Here is a 19002-nt window from a genome sequence, read left to right on the forward strand (position 1 = left end):
CCAGGTGGACGATATCGACCGCGCAAACAGCCACGCAGCCCGAATGCTGGCCGTACATCTGGCCAACCAGGTGGGCAAAGGGCGCTACCAGGGGGAGAGCCGCCACCACTGCGAAGAGTGCGACGACCCCATCCCGGCAGCACGCCGTCAACATGTGCCGGGGGTGCGGCTGTGTGTCCCCTGTCAGACCCGCCTTGAGAGGCTGGGCCGCTAACCAGAGCAACGGACATGAACGCCATGCCCCATAAAGACCCCACTCTCTGGGCCCTGTTACTGGCCTGGTTGATGGACAACATGCCTACCGTCTATGGCACTGCGTTAGCAGTATTAACGGCATGGCTACGCATCACCTATGGCGGTGGCAGTGGTCGCCGCAGGCTCCTGGAGTCCGTCTTGTGCGGGGCCATCACCTTGGCATTTATCAGTGCCTTTGGCTGGTTCGGGATCCCTGGAGAGGCAGCTGGATTTGTCGGCGGCATGGTAGGCCTTATCGGTGTTGAGACTATTCGCGGCCTTGCCGAGCGGTGGCTCAACGCCAAATTACCGAAGGAGTGAACAGACGTGATGACTGATCAAATGCATATCCACAAAATCAACGACCGCATCAAGCTGGTGAATGCGGATTCGCTGGTTTACCTGAAAACCATGCCCTCTCACAGCCTGGATCTGGTAGCGGTAGACCCGCCCTACTTCCGGGTAAAAGATCTGGACTGGGATAACCAGTGGCCAGACGTCACCGCCTACCTGGATTGGCTAGAACAGTGTGTGATCGAGTTTGCCCGCATCCTCAAGCCGAACGGATCGCTCTATCTGTTTTGCAGTCCCGGGCTCAATGCCGATATCGAGCTCTTGGTACGCAAGCACTTCAAGGTATTGAGCCACATCGTCTGGGCCAAACCCTCGGGGGTGTGGAATCGCACGGACAAATCCGCCCTGCGCAATTTCTGGCCCGCCAGTGAACGCATCATTTTTGCCGAGCAGCTGGACGCCCATGGCATGACGCAACAAAGCGGCTATCGCCAGGCCTGCCAGACGCTGCGTGTTCAGGTGATGCAGCCGTTGATCGACTATTTCCAACAAGCCAAAGCGGCCTGTGGCATCTCCAACAAGGAGATCGACCAGGCAATGGGGTGCCAGATGGCCGGGCACTGGTTCGGTCGCAGCCAGTGGAGCCTGCCAAGCGAAGCACAATACGCCCGCTTGCAAGCCCTGTTCGCCAAGAAGGCTGACGCCCTTTGCCGGCCTCATCATCAACTCAAAAAGACCTATCAGGGATTGCATCGCACCTACCAAACCCTGGCAGCCAGTTATGACGAGCTGAAGGCCGAGTATGAGCGACTGCGCCGCCCTTTCAGCGTCACCAAGGATGTCCCCTTTACAGATGTCTGGTCTTACCCCTCGGTGCAAGCCTACCCCGGGAAGCACCCGTGCGAAAAACCCGCCGCCATGATGGAGCACATTGTGCGCACCAGCAGCCGGCCGGGTGATGTGGTCGGTGACTTCTTTATGGGATCGGGGGCTACCGGCAAGGCTGCCTGGCGGCTGGGCCGCCGTTTCGTCGGCGTGGAGCTGGAAACCCCGCGGTTTTCTCAAACATGCCGGGAGTTTCAGACCCTTGTCTGTCAGGAGGAAAAACAACATGCCTCGTAGTCACTGCCACCCGCAGGTAGCCGCGTTTCTCGACATGATTGCCTATGCCGAAGGCACCAAGGGGCTGGGCGATGACGGATACAACAAGCTGGTTAATCCGGCGGGGTTCTTTGAGAGCTACACCACCCACCCGAACGTGCTGGTGCAGGTCAACAAGACCCTGAGCAGTACAGCGGCCGGCCGCTATCAGTTCCTGTCAAAACACTGGGCCCACTACCGCGACCAGCTCGGGCTGCCTGACTTTGGCCCCGCGTCGCAAGATGCCTGGGCGATCCAGCTTATTCGGGAGCGCAAGGCACTGGACGATGTGCTCAAGGGGCGTATCAGCCAGGCGATCGCCAAGTGCGCCAACATCTGGGCCAGCCTGCCGGGGGCCGGCTACGGCCAGCGCGAGCACCAGCTGGCCGACCTGCTGGCCAAATTCACCGAGTTCGGCGGGGTACTGGCATGAGCACCTTCAAGGCACTGCTCTCCAATGTGCTGCTGGTCCTGGTGCTGGTGATGGGCGCCGCCCTGTTTCTTGGCAACCGGATGCTGGAGAGCCGGGGCAAGGCGCTCGCCACCGCCAACGAGACCATCAACACCCTGCAGCAGACCAACCAGCTGCAGGCCCGCCAGCTGGCGACACTCCAGCGCGATGCCGTGGGGCTGCGCAAGTTGCTGGGCACCCAGAACGCCGCCCTGGCCGAGCTCGACCAACAACAGAGGAAAACCGCCGATGAACTGCAACAAGCGCTGGCCACACCGCCGGCGGGCCGCCCGGACTGCGCTCGCGAGCCTCTGCCTGACGCTGCTCTGCGCCTGCTCCAGCCAGCCCCAAACCGTAGTGCAAACGCAGGTGGTAAAGCGGCTACCACCACCGGGACTGGTACCCCACTGCCCGGAGCCTGATTTCACGGGGCGCACCTACGGCGACGCCGTGCGGTTTATCCCCACCCTGCAGATGGCGCTGCGCCGCTGCCAGACCCAAATCAACACCCTGAACCATTGGATTGAACAAGAGGAAACCACCCCATGACCACACCGATCATCACCCTGGACGTTGCCGGCAAAGAGCTGAAATTCGCCCCCACCATGGTGGCCTACAACGGCTTTATCAACGACATGATGCCAAGCGACAAGGTCGCGCCGGCCCACAACTACCTGAAAAAGATCGTCTGCCAGGAGAGCAAAGAGGCGCTCGATGAGCTGCTCAAACGCCCGGGTGCAGCGCTGCAGTTGGCGGGCGCCATTAACCAGCAGTTCGCCCCCGATCTGGAGATCACCGTAAAAAACTGACGGCGCGCGCCGAGGCGATCGAGCGCAATCACCTGGAGCAGGCGCTGGCGCTGCGGCGCCATTACCTGCCCCATGACGATGACGACATCGACAGCCTGGCCCGCGCCCTCTGGTTAGACCGACACGCCCGGGAGTCCCACGCCGCTGCAGTGGCCGAGGGCATCGCCAACGCATTCAACGGATAACGACCTATGGCCTGGATGGAAAAATTGATGATGCAGGTGGCTTTGGTGGATCAGGTCACCAAGCCCCTTGCTGGCATCAATGCCCAGATGGACAAGGTCAGCAAGGCCGGCCGTCAGGGCTGGAGCAGCATGGCAATGGGGGCCACTACGGTGGCCGCCGGCGGCATGGCGATCCAGTCTGCCTTGGGCCCGGCCATTGAGATGGATCGGGCACTAGCGGAGGTGGCCTCACTCGATGTGCAAAAGGAGGTGCTCGGGGCGCTCGGGCGCGAGGCGTTGAAGCTCTCTATCCAGTATGGAGAGTCAGCCACCGAGATTGTCCGCTCCTCCTACGATATCCAGTCGGCGATCGCGGGGCTCGAAGGTAACGAGCTGCCCGCCTTTACCCGCGCATCAACTACCCTGGCCAAAGCGACCAAGGCCGACACCGCCACCATCACCAACTACATGGGCACCATGTACGGCATCTTCGAGCAGCAGGCCAAACAGATGGGCAAGGCCAACTGGGTCGAGGATGTGGCCGGCAAGACAGCGCTTGCGGTGCAGCTGTTCAAGACCACCGGCCAGGGCATGGCCGATGCGTTCGGGGCAATTGGCGCCAACGCCACCGCCGCTGGCATCGCGATGGATGAGCAGTTTGCCGTGCTCGGCCAGCTGCAGGCCACCATGAGCGGCGGCGAGGCCGGTACCAAGTTCAAGGCATTTCTGGCAGGCGTCGGCAACGCCCAGAAGGCGCTCGGTATCCAGTTCACCGATGCAGCAGGCAACATGCTGCCGGTGCTCACCATGCTGGACAAGCTCAAGGCGCGCTATGGCGACACCCTGAGCGTGGCCGAAGGGGACGAGCTCAAGAAGGCGTTCGGTTCGGATGAGGCAGTCAGCATGATCAAGCTCCTGATGACCAACACCAAGGCGCTCGCCACCAACATTAATGCGCTGGCCAACACCCACGGCATGGGCAAGGCCGAGCAGATGGCCGCCGCCATGACAGACCAGTGGCAGCGGGTCGAACAAGCCTGGTTTGCCATCCGCGCCGCCGCGTTCGGGGTGGTGCTGCCCGCCATCAACGCGGTGATGAGCGTCTTTGCCGATGGCGCCAACGAAGTGCTGCGCTGGACGCACCTCTTCCCGAACCTGACCAAGGTCATCAGCTATGCCCTGCTGGCCATCGTGGGGTTGAGCATGGTCACCGGTACCTGGATGCTGATCGCCGGCTTGGCCAAGCTGGCCACCCTGGGGCTCGGCATCGCCTGGTCCATCATCACCGCCCCGCTCGCCCTGCTCAATGCCGGGATGGCGACCTTTCGCGCCATCCTGCTGGCGGTCAACATCGCCATGTATGCCAACCCTGTAGGCCTGATCGTGGCGGGCATCGTGCTGCTGATCGGTGCCGTGGCGGCGGCCATCTACTACTGGGACGACCTAAAAAAGAGCATGGCCGACTGGAGCGTGTTCAAGCTGCTCGGGCAGGCAGTGGATTGGCTGGTCGAGAAGCTGAACATGATCCCGGGCGTCAATATCGAGATGGGCAGCATGCCGGATCTCAACCTGCCCAATCAGGAGAACATCAACGCTCCCCTCGCCCGCTTTAGCCAGGGTAGCCAAAGCCGCGTACCGGCGGGCGGGCTGGGCCAGCAGTTGATCCAGGCCAACGCGGCCGCGACCACCGCCAACCAGAAGCCGCCCAAGTACCTGAGCATCGGGGAAGTACACATGCACAACCAGAACCCGATGACCCCTGAGCAGATGGCAGAAAACGCCTGGCTGGAGACCCCGTGATGAGCGACGCCAAGTACATCGACATTTTGGTGGTAAACGGGGCCTGGCTGCTCGATGCCGGCGGCCAGCCCCGTTACACCCGGGACCGCCACAGCATCGGCCAGGACATCAAGCACCGGATCATGGAGTCGGGGCTGGCCCGCAAGCTGATTGGCGAGCGCAGTCCGACCCTGCGCGCCGATGTAATGACCGAGATCGAACTGTTGGTTGAGAACGACGAGCGACTGGTGCCCGGCACCATCGTGATCCGCGAAGAAGCCCCCGAACGAGTGCTGGTCACCGCCCGCACCTATGAATTTGGCGATCTGGAGGTAACCCTGTGAACCTGCGCCCCAACGTGGATTTTATGGCCCTGCTGGCCGAGACCGGCGTACCGACCACCGAGCAGGCCATGGAAGCCGAGCTTAAAAAAGAGGTCGAGGCCGCCGGATCCCTTATCACCAACGACAGCGATGTGAGCCCCTTCTGGCGGCTGGTACGCGGCGTGGTGATCACCCCGGCGCTCTGGCTTATCCGCACCATCTTGGCCGGCCATGTGCTGCCCAACACCTTTGCCGCCACCGCCACCGATGCCTATCTCGACCTCAAGGCATGGGATGTGGACTTGACCCGCAAGGGCGCCCAGAAGACCCGCGGGGTGATCAACTTCGTCAAGGCCAACCCGAGCGAAGCGGTCACCATCCCGGCCGATATCTGGGTCAGCACCGAGCGCATCAACGGCACCATCTACCGGGTCAAGCCGTTGCAGGCGGTGGTGAGCCCGGCCGGTGAAGCGGTGGCCCGGGTGGTGTGCGAGGCCGAGTTCGCGGGCGCGGCCTGGAATCTGGCCCCGGGCTACTACAACCTGCTGAGCGAACCGGTCACCGGCATCTTGTCGGCCCGCAACGATGACAAGGAGTGGATCACCACCCAGGGCGCCGATGCCGAGAGTAACGATGCCCTGGGCCTGCGTATTCAGAACCAGTTCTCGGCGGTGGGTCGCTATCACATTGATGCCATTTACCGCTCCATGCTGGCGAGCATCGCCGGCATTCGCGCCGATCACATCTTCTTCGAGCATGAAGCGCCGCGGGGCCCGGGCACCGCCAACGCTTACATCCTGCTGGAGGTGGGAGCTACCCCGGCCAGCCTGATTGCCCAGCTTAACGACTACGTGGGCCGCCAGGGCAACCATGGCCACGGCGACGACCTGTTCGTGATGGCGATGCCAGAGACTCAGCACAGCCTCACGCTGGAGCTGTGGCCAGTGGCCAACCTCACCGACGAGCAGAAGGCAGCCCTCAAACAGGGCGCTGAATCGCTGGTCAAAGCGGCGTTTCGTCAGTCGGGGGATTTTCCGAGTGTCACTCGCACCTGGCCGCGCTCACGTTTTTCCCTCTCGCAGCTGGCCCGCGAGCTGCACAGCCAGTTCCCGCAGCTGCAAAGCCTCAAATTTGCGCAGGATGACATCGTCTCGGGCCTGGCCATCCCGCGTCTGAACACGTTGGAGGTAACCCTCTATGACTAACCCGACCCCGCTTGAACACGGTAGTCAAGCGCCGCAGCTCCCCGACGCCAGCGCCCCCTGGTGGGAGGATGGCTACACCATCAGCCCGGCCCACGCCGAGCCCAGTTTTTTGGCCAAGGGCATCAACGCCTTCTGGCAACGGCTCAAGGGGTGGCTGTTGCTGCCGCTCGCCCAGCAAGACCCGCTCACCTGCTCGGAGTCACTGCTGGCGCTGCTCGCCTGGGAGCGGGACATCAGCCGCTTTAATGGCGAGCCGCTGCCGCTCTTTCGCAAGCGGGTCAAGTTCGCCTTTGTGAATGCCCGGGACGCCGGCGAGGTGGCGGGCTTTAAGCGCATCTTCGAGCGCCTTGGCATCGGCTGGTGCGACATCCACCAACGGCAAGAGGGCGCGCCCTGGGACGTCATCACCATCGAGGTGACCGACAGCGCCCTCGCCGGCAACCAGCAACTGATGGAAACCCTGATCCAACACTATGGCCGCACCTGCCGCCGCTATCGGTTTCAGGTGGTTTACCCGGTCGCCAGTACCTTGAGCTTTGGTCGCATCGACATGAGCCAGCAGGTGTTTGGCGCGACGCTTAAGAGGAACCCATGAGCCAGATCATTACCAACGCCTTCTCCCGCTACTGGCAGGAGTGCCTTGCCAACCAGACGCCGGTGGTGCTCGATGAGTTCGTGCTGGCCAACGTGCCAGACCTCGATCCTGCCGCCCCCATCGACCCGGACAGCGGCCTGCCGCCAGCGGGCCAGATTGTGCACCGCCACAAGGTTGACCAGCGCGGGCGCATCAACAACGACTCGGTGGCCTACACCATCGTGATGGACACCACGGTCGGCGATTTTGGCTTCAACGCCATGTACCTCATCAACAGGGCCACCGGCATGGTGGGGATGATTGTGCACAAGGGGCTGGAGACCAAGCTCAAGACTGATGAGGCGGCCGGCCAGACCGGCAACAGCCTGGTCAAATCCATGCTGATGGAGTACGACCGAGCAGCGGAGGCGACCGCCACCCATGTGGACGCCAGCACCTGGCAGATTGACTATGCCGCGCGCCTGCGCGGAATGGACGACGACCTGCGCCTGCAGGCGCTGCAGTTCTTCGGGCCGGCCACCTTCTACGGAGATGGCTTTAACCTTGTTAACACATCGGGGGTCTACAAGGTACAACCCGGGGTGGCCTATGTCGGCGGCCTGCGTGCCGAGCTCAACGAGGTGAAGAAAATCACCCCGGGCGCCAAGCCAGTGGGTCTCTGGCTCGATATCTACCGGGCGGGCTCGCTGCTCGATGCCTGGGTGAACCACTTCACCCTAACCTTGAGCGTGCCGGATATGGTGGATTACCTGGACAGCAACGGCTATCAGCACCATGTTGCCAAAGTGGCGATCATCAACGCCGATGGTAGCGTGACCGACGTGCGCCGCAAGCGCACCATCGAGCTGACCGGCGATGTCACCGGCAAAGGCATTCTGGAGGATGCCAAGGGCGTCACCATCGCGGTGGAGATCAAGGACGGCAGCCATCGCCACAAATGGGGCGATCTGGACGATGTGCCGGAGCTCGCCCTCAAGCGTCACCGTCACCCTTGGGAAAATATCGACGAGGTACCGGCCGGTCTTGGTACCTATGCCGCGGCCACCACCAATGTGGCTACCCAGTTAAGAGAGAAGAGCGGGTTTTATAACGCGTCGAACGCCGCCAACGGCATGCCGTTTGGGAGCGAGTGGAAGTATTACTTCAACGCAGCCCACGCCAATGCCAGCGGATACAACGGCATGGTCGGGCTCGATTTTGCCGGCTCAGAAATGGGGTTTGCCACGGTTGAGAACGGCATTTTCAAAGGCTGGCGCCAGCTGTGGCACTCCGAAAGCAAGCGGATCCAAGTCAAGGCCGATGCCAACCCCATGTTCGAGATGCACATCCCGGGCAGACACGCCAGCGCGATGACTCTCCAACCAGATGGCTCTATTCATTGGTGGGGTACCGATGGTGCGGGGGGATGGGCAAATACAAGAGCCATCATGGCTTCAGGTTCCTTCCAGGTTGTCGGGTCTCATTGGGCGGCCAGTAACTCTCACGCCTATGCTGCCCAATGGGCAAACAATGCACCTTTTCACGTCGATTTTGGCGAAGTGCCGGGCGTGTCGGATTACTACCCGATCGTGAGGGGACGCAGCAGTGCAGCCAATGCCGGTTATCGAACCCAGGTTGAGCTCGGCATGCTGCGCTCGGGGAACGTTTGGGGGCAAGGCGTCCTTATGGTCGGAAGTGCTGAGCGAGCCACACCACAAGCAGTCTACACCTTTGACATCAACGGCAAATTTTATGCGCCGGGTGGAGTGCATGACGCAGGCCAGCGAGTCTACAGCCCAAATAATCCGCCCTCATGGTGGTCTATTACCAACAGGCCCCAGGTTGTTGAAGATATCCGCTTTACCGCCATGGTCATCAGGCAATACCCCGAAAGCGCCTCTATCTCCGAGTTTGGCAGTGGCGTCATTGTGACTGCAGCGACCTATGCCGAATTTGCCGATGTGTGTACTCAAGCGACGCGCCAGTTACAAAAGCTCATTAATGGCACTTGGGTGACGATCGCCTACTAAACCAAGGGGGAGTAAAAAATTGAAAGTTATTCACCATTACCTCGGATTTGAGACCTACCAGATTGAGCAAGGCGTGATGTTTTGCCGAGACAGTCAAAACAACGACTGGTACGACATATCCCGCACCATGTCCAACGATGTAAAGGTGCTTCATATGTTACTGGACGACAACCGGGTGTGTTCAACGTCTCGAGACCACACCATGCTCTATCCGGCTGGTTTTGACGTAGTGAGCGTTCGGTTAAACAAGTCAGACAAAGAACCTGTTTGTGGCGATTTCATTGAAATCGTCGGTGACGAGCTAACGATTGTCCCGCCGCCAATCCACATCGTTGAAGCTACCGCCAATAACGAACGAGCGCGGTTACTCAACATTGCTGATGCGTATATCGGACCACTACGGGATGCAAAAGAGATGGGACAGGCAAGCGAAGAGGAATTGGCTCGCCTGTTTGCCTGGCAGGAATACCGCATTGAGCTGATGCGCCTCCCCCAATCGGAGGGATGGCCTAGCGATGTGACTTGGCCGGACACCCCGCAATGAGTTGGACGAAAGGCATGCTGCACTGGCCTGCCAGCACCGGGACGATACATACCCGCGCCAGCGGGGTACTTGGCCAACTTCATGACAGCCAATCCGGTGCTGTGGCACGCTTGCAAGCTCTGGCGTCCAGGGCGCAATACCGCCCCACCCCCATCAGCCAGGCCGCTGCCGCGCTGGAAGGTCTGCGCGGTGAGCTCGACCGGCTGCTGGTCACCGGCCGCTGCCTGACCGTAACCCCCTATCAGCATGGGGTGGGCCAGCACCAGGGCAATCAGTACAGCCTCGCCGCCCCCAATGCAGTGGCAACGCTTGCCACCAAGCTGCAGGACGGAGCCGACCCATTGCTGCCGACTGGCCAGCTGCACGCCATCGCCTGGCTGGTCACCGGGAACAGCGAAACCGCGCTGGCCGAGGCTTTGACGCCGCTTTGCGCCATCCTGCCGCTACCGGAGTGGTGCGCAGCCCTGCGTCGCCTATCGGCCCACAACGATGCCATGAGCAAGCCTACCGCGGCCAAGGTTCCACGCTGGAAAGCAGATGAGCCGCTGGTATGGGATCCGCTGCGCTCGACTCGCTCACTGCTCGGGGCCGAGCTCGCCCAACTGGAGAGCCTGGCACAGGGGACTTCCACCCCGATCACCCAGCTGGCCATCCTGGCAGAACGCCGCGCGGCCAGACTTGCCGAGCTGCAGCAGGCTCTCGACCAACTGGCTACCATTCATGGCCAGCTGTGGCATTGGCAAGCACAAGGTGATGCAGCAAGCCTGGCCGCCCAACTGGGCCAGAGCAGCCCGCCAGACCATAGCCACAGCATGACGGTTGGCGCCCTGCTGCTCTCCTCCTCCCCGCTCACCTTCTGGCAGGAGTTAACCCGATGAGCCAAACCGCCATGCTCACCCTGGACGGTGAGCCCATTGTGATGAAGTCGATGCGGATCACCGCATCGATGCAGTTTCAGGACAAGGACAGTAGCGGCCAGACCAGCTCGACCAGCAGCTCGGAGCAAGGGGCCAAAGCCAAGGAGCTCGATATCTCGGGCCTTATCCCCTTCAAGGATGAGCAGACCCTGAGCCGGTTGTTTGAGCTGGCCGATGCCAAAGGGGATGGCGGCAAGCGCCATATCTACCGGGTCGGGTCGCTCCTGGCCAAGTCAGTGAAGGTGCGTCAGGCCAAGTTCGCAGGGCGTATCACCGCCAGCGAACAGGAGGGGCTGCTGGCGTGGCAAGTGCAGTTCACCCTGCGCGAACACAACTCGGTACCCGAGAAGCGGGAACAGCGGATGCCAAAGGCGCCCGCTACCGTGGGCCAGGGCAGCGCCAACACCAAACCGGCCAAGCCATCAGAGGGAGCGCCCGCCTCCGAGCAGGAACAGCTGAGCTCGTGGGAGCAAGCCATCAAGGGGCTGGATAACAAACTGGGAGACCTGATGGCGTGAAACTCTCGACTAACCTCACCCTGGGCGGCCAACCAGGCAACCTCATCGACCACGATATCGTGCTGGATCTCTGCGCCGGCGGCCGCGCCGCCCTCACCATCGAGGGGAGCGCGGAGAAGGGGCAAACCCTGACCGTGGATCTGGGCTACAACGGCGAGCTGCGCCGCTGGTTTACCGGATACGTCTATGACGTGCAACCCGCCAGTAATGGCGCCTGCAAACTGCTGTGCCGCGAGTTGGCCGGTATGTTGGGAAGCACGTTTCCGGTCAGCCTCCAGCATGCCACCCTGCGCGGCCTGCTGGCCTGGCTGAGTGACCAGACCCTGCTCACCTTTTTGCTGCCTGACGGGGCCGACTATACCGATCGGCCTATCCCCAACTTCACCAGCGCCGGCACCGGCTATCAACTGCTCAACAACGCTGGCCGAGCCTTTGCGGTGCCGGACTTCATCTGGCATCAGCAACCGGATGGCGCCATCTTCGTGGGCAGTCACGCCCACAGCCGCTGGGCCGATCGGGCGGTAGAGCTGGATCCGGCATTCTCCGGCCGCCAGGCGGGCAATACTCTCACCACCGCGCCAATCCCGGCCATGCGCCCAGGCGCGATCGTCAACGGCATGCGGGTTGTGCGGGTACGCCTCAAGGGCGACGAGATGACCCTCACCACGGCAACACCAGGTAAACCGGTGAAGTCGCCGGAGCGGCGCAAGATGGAGAGCGAATTCCCAGAGCTGGCCGACCAGATGCACCTGCCCAAGTTCGGGCGGGTCGAGGCCATCAGCGACAGCGCGGCCGCTGGCCAGCTTAATGATCCGTTTCGCCCGCGCTATGCGGTGGACGTGCAACTGCTGGGCGAAGATGGCCAACCGGACAAGGTCGCCCCGCTCTATCGCGCCGTACCGCTGCCGGTGATGTTCGGCGGGTCCGAGCAGGGGCTGCTGCAGTTCCCCATTGAGGGGACAATCGTCGAGCTGGGGTTTGCCTTCGGCCGCGCTGACAGGCCATTCATACGCACCGTGCTGGGTTCGGGCTGGCCGCTGCCGGATATCTCCCCTGGCGAGCAGCTCCTGCAGCAACGGGCCGAAGTGTTCAGCCGCACCGATACCGTGGGCAACCAGCGCCGCCATACCGACCGCACCCAGCATGACAAGGCGCAGCTGATGCACCGCGAGGCGGATGGCTACCAGGGCGAGTTCGGCCAGCACCGACTCACTACCCTGCAGCACAGCGTGGAGCAGATCGGGGCGATGAAGCGCATCGAGGCGCTCGGGGCCATCGAGCTGCTGGCCGGTGATGACTTGGTGGCGGGGTGCCTGGGCAACATGAGCCACACCGCAGCCGGTGATCTGGTGGAGGTGATCGGGCAACTGCGCCGCAGTGTGGCCGGAGAGCTGCAGCACTTCGAGGCGCCACGTTCATGGATAGGTAGCGAGGGGGTGAACATCTTCGGGCTGCTACTGCAGCTGATGAACCTGGTAGAGCAGCTGGCCGCAACCACCGCGAACCATACCCACGGCGGGCCAGCCCCCACCAATGCCGAGACGTTTAATGGCCAGAGCAAGCAGGCCGGCCAGTTGGCCAAGACCCTCTCCCCCATCATCGGGTAACCTGGGGGGAATTGAAAATGAATTCCCCCTGCTTATACCTTCTCCCCCATCATAGGGTAACCGACCAAGCAAAGAAGGCCCCACATCGTGGGGCCTTTTTCTATCTGCCTGACAGTACCAAAGCATGGCCAGGGAAAGGCGCCGCATGTAGGGCACCGTCAGGCAGGCGCACATCATACGTGAGGCACAGAACCAAGCACAGCAGCCAGAGCCCCACGGAAAAGCCCACGGCGGCGTCTGCGCCACGGAATCCGCGCTCATCCGCTCCCGCCTGCGGGCTTCATCAGGAAAAATTTTTGCAAAAGTGGATTACTGCAAAACCATATGCCCAGACCGCGCCAGATAAAGGATTCGCTGGACGTTGAGGATCTGCAAAGAAGGATCTTTTTTGTAGGGTTTTACAGTTTTAGAGGGCACGAACGGGAATGAGGAACAATGTAAGCCATTGAAAAAACTGATCTATAATCACTTTCCGTCAATCTGTGAGGCGCAACAATGGATCCGGTGGGGCAACAGGGGGAAAAGTGTAAAGCCTTATGAGGCAAGGCTGAACAAGGTGTTTTAGCAAGGATCTAAAATTTCCTGAATGACAATATTCTTATCTACAGCAGGAATGGGCGGTGTTCGTGAAATGTAAAAAAACGACTCATCCAGTTAGGCGGAAACCGCCTACAAATCTTGACGAAATCGTCATTTCATTATAGTGTTCTAGTCGAAAGCGCAAAGTCGGTGGCCAGTTGGGGCAATGACCGATAGAGGAACCCCGGAATGTCCAACTGCATTGTGAGGGTGAGACCTTTCCTCACCAGCTTGGGTGAGTACAAAGTACAAGCAGAATGAAAGATTCAAAATTGAGGCAACCATAGGTTGCCTCTTTTCATTTATGGCGAGCATACACTAGCTTGCCATGTCTATGTTTGTTCATCGATTTTGCTTCACTTTGCATGAAGTTCCACAAGATCTTGTCTGGTGTAATTGTGGCCACAACGAGCATCATGTTGCGCTCTTCGAAGGTACCTATGAAGGCATGCCGGTAGCTTCCATCATCATAAGCGACCTCCCAAACCTCAAAGGGGCTCTGCAGGGTTGCGATAGCATGATTTACATAACGCTCTCGGGCATGTGGCCTTTTCTCGACAATGTGTGGCAGAGAATCTCGACAAACCTGAATATCCCCGACTGGCGTAGCCATCGTCACGGATGCCTCGTTGTCAACAAAACCAAACTTACTTACCAACACCGCAACTGCGTCTTCTTGAGTAGCAGCCGGTGGTTCTTGCTGAATGGCAGGAAGCCTCTTCTCTACCCCAAGGCTCTTTAAGTCTTCCAACTCCATGCTTTTCCAATCAAGCTGATCGGGGCACTCTTTTACTGTCACGAAAAAATCTCAGTTGGATGCTCAAGACGGGGGGACATTCTAACAGAAGGCTAAAAAAAAATGGGTAGGACACACTTGGAATTGTGATTAACTGAGCCACGGGACATAAGAATCGAGCATAGGTTTGCGCCGATCATCTAAATGCCTGCCGCCATTCTGCCGCCACCAGGCAACAGAAAAACAAAAGGCCATCCGTGAGGATGGCCTTAAGTCATTGAATTCTAATGGTGCCCGGGGTCGGACTCGAACCGACACGGTTATTCACCGGCGGATTTTGAATCCGCTGCGTCTACCGATTTCGCCACCCGGGCAACTGCGAGGGATTATACGAATGGCGCGATGCCATGCAAGGTGTTTTTCGATTGAACACTCCCGTTTGTTCATTTATTCAACGCCTTGCCGATGCGGGGCCAGTTACATAGAATGCCGCCATCATCTTAATGGAATAAAAACGATGGCCAAGCCTAAAAAAGTCCAACAAAAATCCCCCTCTCCCGCCACTCAGCCATACCCGTCAGCGGGTCTGCTACGCCGCCTCGGCGCCCTCATCTATGATGCGCTGGTGGTGACTTCGCTGCTGATCATCGCCGGCTTTATCGGCATGGGTGTCGCCAAGCTGCTGCTGGTCACCGGCATGGCCAGCGTACCGGCGGGTGAAGATACCGTCTGGTTGCTGACCCGCCACCACCTGAGCCTGATCTACACCCTGTGGCTCGCCTTCGTCATCTGCGGTTTCTACACCTGGTTCTGGACCCGCGCTGGCCAGACCGTCGGCATGCGCGCCTGGCGGCTGCGTATTCAGAACGAGGATGGCAGCCACATCCGCGTTACCCAGGCTCTGATCCGTCTCGCCACCGCCGCCTTTGGTCTGGGCAACCTGATGTGCCTGTTCAACCGCCAACGTCCGCGGGCGTTTCAGGATATCTGGGCCGAGTGCGAAGTGATCGTGCTGAGCAAGCAGGAAAATCTGGAATTGTTGAACAAGTAATCCCGGATCAATGCAGCAACGAAAGAGGGCACCAACAGGTGCCCTCTTTGCATTTCCTCATAATCCCGTGCGGATTACTGCTTGCGGCTGAGGATGTAGAAGGAGATGCCGCCAAACAGCAAGCTGGGCGCGATAGCCGCCAGAATCGGCGGTACCGCATAGACCAGACTGATGGGGCCAAACACCCGATCACTCACGTAGACGGCGAAGCCGGTCATGATCCCCATCAGCATCCGTGCCCCCATGCTCACCGAGCGTAGCGGGCCAAAGATGAAGGAGGAGGCCAGCAGGATCATCGCCACCACCGAGAGCGGTGACAGCAGTTTGCGCCACATCTCCAGCTTGTAGCGACCAGCATCCTGCTTGTTGGCATCGAGATAGCCGATGTAGTCGAGCAGACCGGAGACCGAGAGGTTCTCGGGGTCGATACTCACCACACCCAGCTGTTTGGGCGTCAGCTCCGAGCTCCACTCCATCTTGTCATGCTGTTCGCTGCGGATCTGCGCCGGGTCGTCGAAGCGGGTAACCTGGGTCTGCTTGAGCAGCCAGTGGTGACGCTCGAACACCCCCTCCTGCGCCTGCACCACATCGATCAGCTTGCGCTCGGGGGTGAAGCGATAGAGGGTGATGCCGGTGAGGGCACCATCGTTACGCACCCCGTTGATATTGACGAAGTTGTTGCCATCGCGAGCCCACACCCCGTAGGCGGAAACCGTCAGACGACCTTCGGAGAGCGCGCCCGCCTTGATGTCATCTGCCATCCGCTTGGCGATGGGGGCCACATATTCCCCCATCAACCCCACCATGATCATCAGCGGGATCGCCGTCTTGAGCGCCGCCATCACGATACTGATCTTGGAGCGACCCGCCGCCTGCATCACCACCAGCTCGGAGCTGGTCGCCAGCTGACCCAGACCAATCAGGCCACCCAGCAGCGCGGCCAGCGGGAAGAAGAGCACCGCCTCCTTGGGCATGGAGAGCAGCACATAGTAGAGGGCGTTGATCATGTCGTAGTTGCCATCACCGACTGACTTGAGCTGCTCCACATACTTGATGAGTGCAGCAAGGCCAACCAGCGTGATTTCACACAGCAGGATCGACATGAAAATGACCCGACCGATATATCTATCGAGAATGCCAAACATCAGCAGAAGTTCCTATGTTGCAGCATCATGCTGATTTTCTGTTGAAATAGCGCCCTTTCACCCCGTTCCACCAGCTGGTGCCCTGCAGATTGAGGGGCAGGCCGATAAACAGCAGGTAACCGAGCGGCACCAGGAACATCCCCGGCCAGTAGGGCAGCCGACCGCTGTCAATGGCCGAACGGGCGGCGCTGAGCAGCAGGAAGTAGGAGAGATAGAGCATGATGGCCGGCAACAGCTTGGCGTAGCGCCCCTGACGGGGATTGACCCGCGCCAGCGGTACCACCAGCAGGGTCAGCACCGGAATGGAGAGGGGCAGCGAGATACGCCACTGCAATTCCGCCATCATGGCGTTGTCCTGGGTACCGAACAGTTCCATGGTCGGCTTGGCCGCCGCCTTGCGGTTAGAACGCTCCATCTCTTGCTGGCGGATCACCAGACCATATTCGCGAAAATCGGAGATCTGGAACTGCTTGCCGGAGAAGTTCCCCTCGTAGCGGGAGCCATCCATCAGGGTCAGCCACTGCAGACCGTTCTCATCGACCGTCACCACCCCTTCGGTCGCCACCACCACCGAGGGAGGATTGTTCCCCTCCGCCCGCTGCAGCACGAAGATCTTTTGCAGTTTTGAGCCGTTGTCGTTCAAATCCTGGATATAGGCAACCAGACGCCCCTTGTCGAGCTCCATAAAGCGGCCCGCCTGCAGGAAGGAGATACCCGGGTCCGACTTGAACTCGTCGATCACCTGATACTCGCGCTCCTTGGCCTGCGGGGCGATCCAGCCGGTATTGAACGCCGCGACCACCGCCGTCAGCAAGGCCAGCAACATGGCGCTGCGCATCACGAAACGGTGGCTGAAGCCAACCGCATGCATCACCGTCATCTCGCTTTCGGCGTAGAGGCGACCATGGGCAAACAAAATGGCTAAAAAGAGACTGATAGGCAGCATCAACAACGCCATATTGGGCAAGTTGAGCAGCAGCAGGGTGGAGACCAGACGTGTCGGCACCTCGCCATCGGCGGCGTCACCGATGATCTTGATAAATTGTTGGCTGACAAAGATAAGCAGCAATACGAATAACACTGCCAGCTGGGTTTTCAGGGTTTCCCTGAACAAATATCGGAAAACGATCACAGTCATTCCCAAGTAAACTTGTGTTTTTAGTCGAATGCCTGAAAAATAGGGCCGTATATTGGATTTTTACCAGTTTGAACTGCGGAGCCTGTGGCTGTTCGCTCCGCCTCTGATACCCCAACAAGCACCGCATTATTCAATAAAAGGTGCCTTTTGTCTTTAGGATGTAGGAGATTCCATGGAGTTCAGTGTAAAGAGTGGCAGTCCAGAGAAGCAACGGAGCGCCTGCGTCGTAGTCGGCGTATTTGAGCCTCGTCGCCTCTCTCCGGTTGCCGAACAACTGGACAAGATCAGCGATGGCTATATCAGTTCGCTGCTGCGCCGTGGCGACCTGGAAGGGAAACCAGGCCAGATGCTGCTGCTGCATCAAGTACCGGGCGTGCTCAGCGAGCGCGTACTGCTGGTCGGATGCGGCAAGGAGCGGGAACTCGACGAACGCCAGTACAAGCAGATCATCAACAAGACCATCACCACCCTGAACGAAACCGGCTCCATGGAAGCGGTCTGCTTCCTCACCGAGCTGCACGTCAAGGGTCGGGATACCTATTGGAAGGTGCGCCAGGCGGTAGAAACCACCAAGGCGGGCCTCTACAGCTTTGATCAGTTCAAGACCAACAAGGCCGAGCCACGTCGCCCGCTGCGCAAGCTGGTATTCAACGTGCCGACGCGTCGGGAACTGACAATTGGTGAAAAAGCCATCGCTCACGGTCTGGCCGTGGCCAAGGGTGTGCGGGTCTGCCGCGACGTGGCGAACATGCCGCCCAACGTCTGCAACCCGGCCTATCTGGCCTCCCAGGCCCGTCGTCTGGCCGATGCCTTCGACAACATCACCACCAAGGTGGTGGGCGAGCAGGAGATGGCCGAACTCGGCATGAACTCCTATCTGGCGGTGGCTCGCGGCTCCGACAACGAAGCCATGATGGCCATCATCGAATACAAGGGTCATCCGGATGCCAAGCCCATCGTGCTGGTCGGCAAGGGTCTGACCTTTGACTCCGGCGGCATCTCTATCAAACCGGCCGACGGCATGGACGAGATGAAGTACGACATGGGTGGCGCCGCCTCCGTGCTCGGTACCATGCATGCGCTGGCCCAGCTGCAACTGCCGATCAACGTCATCGGCGTACTGGCTGGCTGCGAGAACATGCCGGGTGGCAACGCCTATCGTCCGGGTGACATCCTCACCTCCATGTCCGGCCAGACCATCGAAGTGCTCAACACCGATGCGGAAGGTCGTCTGGTGCTGTGTGATGCGCTGACCTATGTGGACCGCTTCGATCCGGAAACCGTGATCGACGTGGCGACCCTGACCGGTGCCTGCGTCATCGCGCTGGGTCACCACACCTCGGGTCTGCTGGCCAACCACAACCCGCTGGCCCACGAGCTGCTCAACGCCTCCGAACAGGCGGGTGATCGCGCATGGCGTCTGCCGCTGTTTGACGAGTATCAGGAGCAGATCGACAGCCCGTTCGCCGACATGGCCAACATCGGCGGTCGTCCGGCCGGCACCATCACCGCGGCCGCCTTCCTGTCACGCTTCACCAAGAAGTACAACTGGGCCCACCTGGATATCGCCGGGACCGCCTGGAAGAGTGGCAAGGATAAAGGCTCTACCGGTCGTCCGGTGCCCCTGCTGACCCAGTTCCTGCTGAACCGGGCTGGCGTGGATATCGAAGAGAAAGAGTAACTCTCCCACCCTGTCTGATGCGTACATCAACGGGGTTGGCGTTACCCTGAACCACAAGGAAGAGGCCCGCCTCTTCCTTGTTT

General features: G+C 60.1%; 21 protein-coding genes and 1 tRNA gene. 18 read left to right on the forward strand and 4 right to left on the reverse strand.

Annotated features, from left to right (window positions below; translation table 11 throughout):
• Positions 1-4: 4 nt before the first annotated feature.
• From I6L47_RS12290 to I6L47_RS12365, 16 genes are all read left to right on the forward strand, one after another.
• Positions 5-214 (forward strand): TraR/DksA family transcriptional regulator, encoded by a 210-nt coding sequence (locus I6L47_RS12290; RefSeq protein ID WP_075115554.1) that lies wholly within the window; start codon positions 5-7, stop codon positions 212-214.
• A gap of 23 nt (positions 215-237) precedes the next feature.
• Positions 238-555, forward strand: coding sequence for a phage holin, lambda family (locus tag I6L47_RS12295; protein WP_075115611.1), 318 nt, complete (start codon positions 238-240; stop codon positions 553-555).
• Between the two features lie 9 nt (positions 556-564).
• Complete coding sequence (locus I6L47_RS12300) at positions 565-1650, forward strand: site-specific DNA-methyltransferase (RefSeq protein WP_254204737.1); 1086 nt, start codon at positions 565-567, stop codon at positions 1648-1650.
• Entirely contained in the window at positions 1640-2101 is a 462-nt protein-coding gene (locus I6L47_RS12305; protein ID WP_216947512.1) for a glycoside hydrolase family 104 protein, read from the forward strand. The genes I6L47_RS12300 and I6L47_RS12305 overlap by 11 nt, the downstream gene beginning before the upstream one ends.
• Positions 2098-2541: a hypothetical protein gene (locus I6L47_RS22515; RefSeq protein ID WP_254204738.1), complete on the forward strand. Its 444-nt coding sequence runs from the start codon at positions 2098-2100 to the stop codon at positions 2539-2541. The genes I6L47_RS12305 and I6L47_RS22515 overlap by 4 nt, the downstream gene beginning before the upstream one ends.
• Complete coding sequence (locus I6L47_RS12315) at positions 2441-2668, forward strand: hypothetical protein (protein WP_236665443.1); 228 nt, start codon at positions 2441-2443, stop codon at positions 2666-2668. The genes I6L47_RS22515 and I6L47_RS12315 overlap by 101 nt, the downstream gene beginning before the upstream one ends.
• On the forward strand, positions 2665-2928 hold the full coding sequence (locus tag I6L47_RS12320; RefSeq protein WP_029299933.1) for a putative phage tail assembly chaperone: 264 nt from the start codon (positions 2665-2667) through the stop codon (positions 2926-2928). The genes I6L47_RS12315 and I6L47_RS12320 overlap by 4 nt, the downstream gene beginning before the upstream one ends.
• Positions 2929-3119: 191 nt before the next feature.
• On the forward strand, positions 3120-4892 hold the full coding sequence (locus tag I6L47_RS12325; RefSeq protein ID WP_216947515.1) for a phage tail tape measure protein: 1773 nt from the start codon (positions 3120-3122) through the stop codon (positions 4890-4892).
• Positions 4892-5215: a DUF2590 family protein gene (locus tag I6L47_RS12330; protein WP_139462135.1), complete on the forward strand. Its 324-nt coding sequence runs from the start codon at positions 4892-4894 to the stop codon at positions 5213-5215. The genes I6L47_RS12325 and I6L47_RS12330 overlap by 1 nt, the downstream gene beginning before the upstream one ends.
• Entirely contained in the window at positions 5212-6399 is a 1188-nt protein-coding gene (locus tag I6L47_RS12335) for a baseplate J/gp47 family protein (protein ID WP_216947516.1), read from the forward strand. Before I6L47_RS12330 ends, I6L47_RS12335 begins: the two co-directional genes overlap by 4 nt.
• A complete protein-coding gene (locus I6L47_RS12340; protein WP_216947517.1) occupies positions 6392-6994 on the forward strand; it encodes a phage tail protein in 603 nt (200 codons plus the stop codon). Before I6L47_RS12335 ends, I6L47_RS12340 begins: the two co-directional genes overlap by 8 nt.
• On the forward strand, positions 6991-9003 hold the full coding sequence (locus I6L47_RS22520; RefSeq protein ID WP_254204739.1) for a phage tail protein: 2013 nt from the start codon (positions 6991-6993) through the stop codon (positions 9001-9003). The genes I6L47_RS12340 and I6L47_RS22520 overlap by 4 nt, the downstream gene beginning before the upstream one ends.
• A 19-nt stretch (positions 9004-9022) precedes the next feature.
• A complete protein-coding gene (locus I6L47_RS12350; protein ID WP_216947518.1) occupies positions 9023-9547 on the forward strand; it encodes a tail fiber assembly protein in 525 nt (174 codons plus the stop codon).
• On the forward strand, positions 9544-10425 hold the full coding sequence (locus I6L47_RS12355) for a hypothetical protein (protein ID WP_216947519.1): 882 nt from the start codon (positions 9544-9546) through the stop codon (positions 10423-10425). The genes I6L47_RS12350 and I6L47_RS12355 overlap by 4 nt, the downstream gene beginning before the upstream one ends.
• Complete coding sequence (locus I6L47_RS12360; RefSeq protein ID WP_216947520.1) at positions 10422-10982, forward strand: hypothetical protein; 561 nt, start codon at positions 10422-10424, stop codon at positions 10980-10982. Before I6L47_RS12355 ends, I6L47_RS12360 begins: the two co-directional genes overlap by 4 nt.
• Positions 10979-12589: a hypothetical protein gene (locus I6L47_RS12365; RefSeq protein WP_216947521.1), complete on the forward strand. Its 1611-nt coding sequence runs from the start codon at positions 10979-10981 to the stop codon at positions 12587-12589. The genes I6L47_RS12360 and I6L47_RS12365 overlap by 4 nt, the downstream gene beginning before the upstream one ends.
• Before the next feature lie 877 nt (positions 12590-13466).
• On the opposite strand, the gene I6L47_RS12370 is transcribed toward I6L47_RS12365, so the two are convergent.
• Entirely contained in the window at positions 13467-13967 is a 501-nt protein-coding gene (locus tag I6L47_RS12370; RefSeq protein WP_236287719.1) for a PBECR2 nuclease fold domain-containing protein, read from the reverse strand.
• A gap of 225 nt (positions 13968-14192) precedes the next feature.
• Positions 14193-14278: transfer RNA gene (locus I6L47_RS12375), tRNA-Leu, on the reverse strand.
• Between the two features lie 143 nt (positions 14279-14421).
• On the opposite strand from I6L47_RS12375, the gene I6L47_RS12380 reads away from it, so the two are divergent.
• On the forward strand, positions 14422-14955 hold the full coding sequence (locus tag I6L47_RS12380) for an RDD family protein (protein WP_005336420.1): 534 nt from the start codon (positions 14422-14424) through the stop codon (positions 14953-14955).
• Between the two features lie 74 nt (positions 14956-15029).
• Here the strand turns inward: I6L47_RS12380 and lptG are convergent, their stop codons facing one another.
• Together lptG and lptF are read right to left on the reverse strand one after the other, a co-directional pair.
• Positions 15030-16100: an LPS export ABC transporter permease LptG gene (lptG, locus tag I6L47_RS12385; RefSeq protein ID WP_021231808.1), complete on the reverse strand. Its 1071-nt coding sequence runs from the start codon at positions 16098-16100 to the stop codon at positions 15030-15032.
• Positions 16101-16125: 25 nt separating this feature from the next.
• Complete coding sequence (gene lptF / locus I6L47_RS12390) at positions 16126-17238, reverse strand: LPS export ABC transporter permease LptF (RefSeq protein WP_005356742.1); 1113 nt, start codon at positions 17236-17238, stop codon at positions 16126-16128.
• A 172-nt stretch (positions 17239-17410) separates the two neighbouring features.
• On the opposite strand from lptF, the gene pepA reads away from it, so the two are divergent.
• Complete coding sequence (gene pepA, locus I6L47_RS12395; protein ID WP_033138248.1) at positions 17411-18919, forward strand: leucyl aminopeptidase; 1509 nt, start codon at positions 17411-17413, stop codon at positions 18917-18919.
• Positions 18920-19002 lie beyond the last annotated feature (83 nt).

This window comes from Aeromonas sp. FDAARGOS 1417 (assembly GCF_019046985.1).
GTDB classification, from domain to species: Bacteria; Pseudomonadota; Gammaproteobacteria; order Enterobacterales; family Aeromonadaceae; genus Aeromonas; species Aeromonas veronii.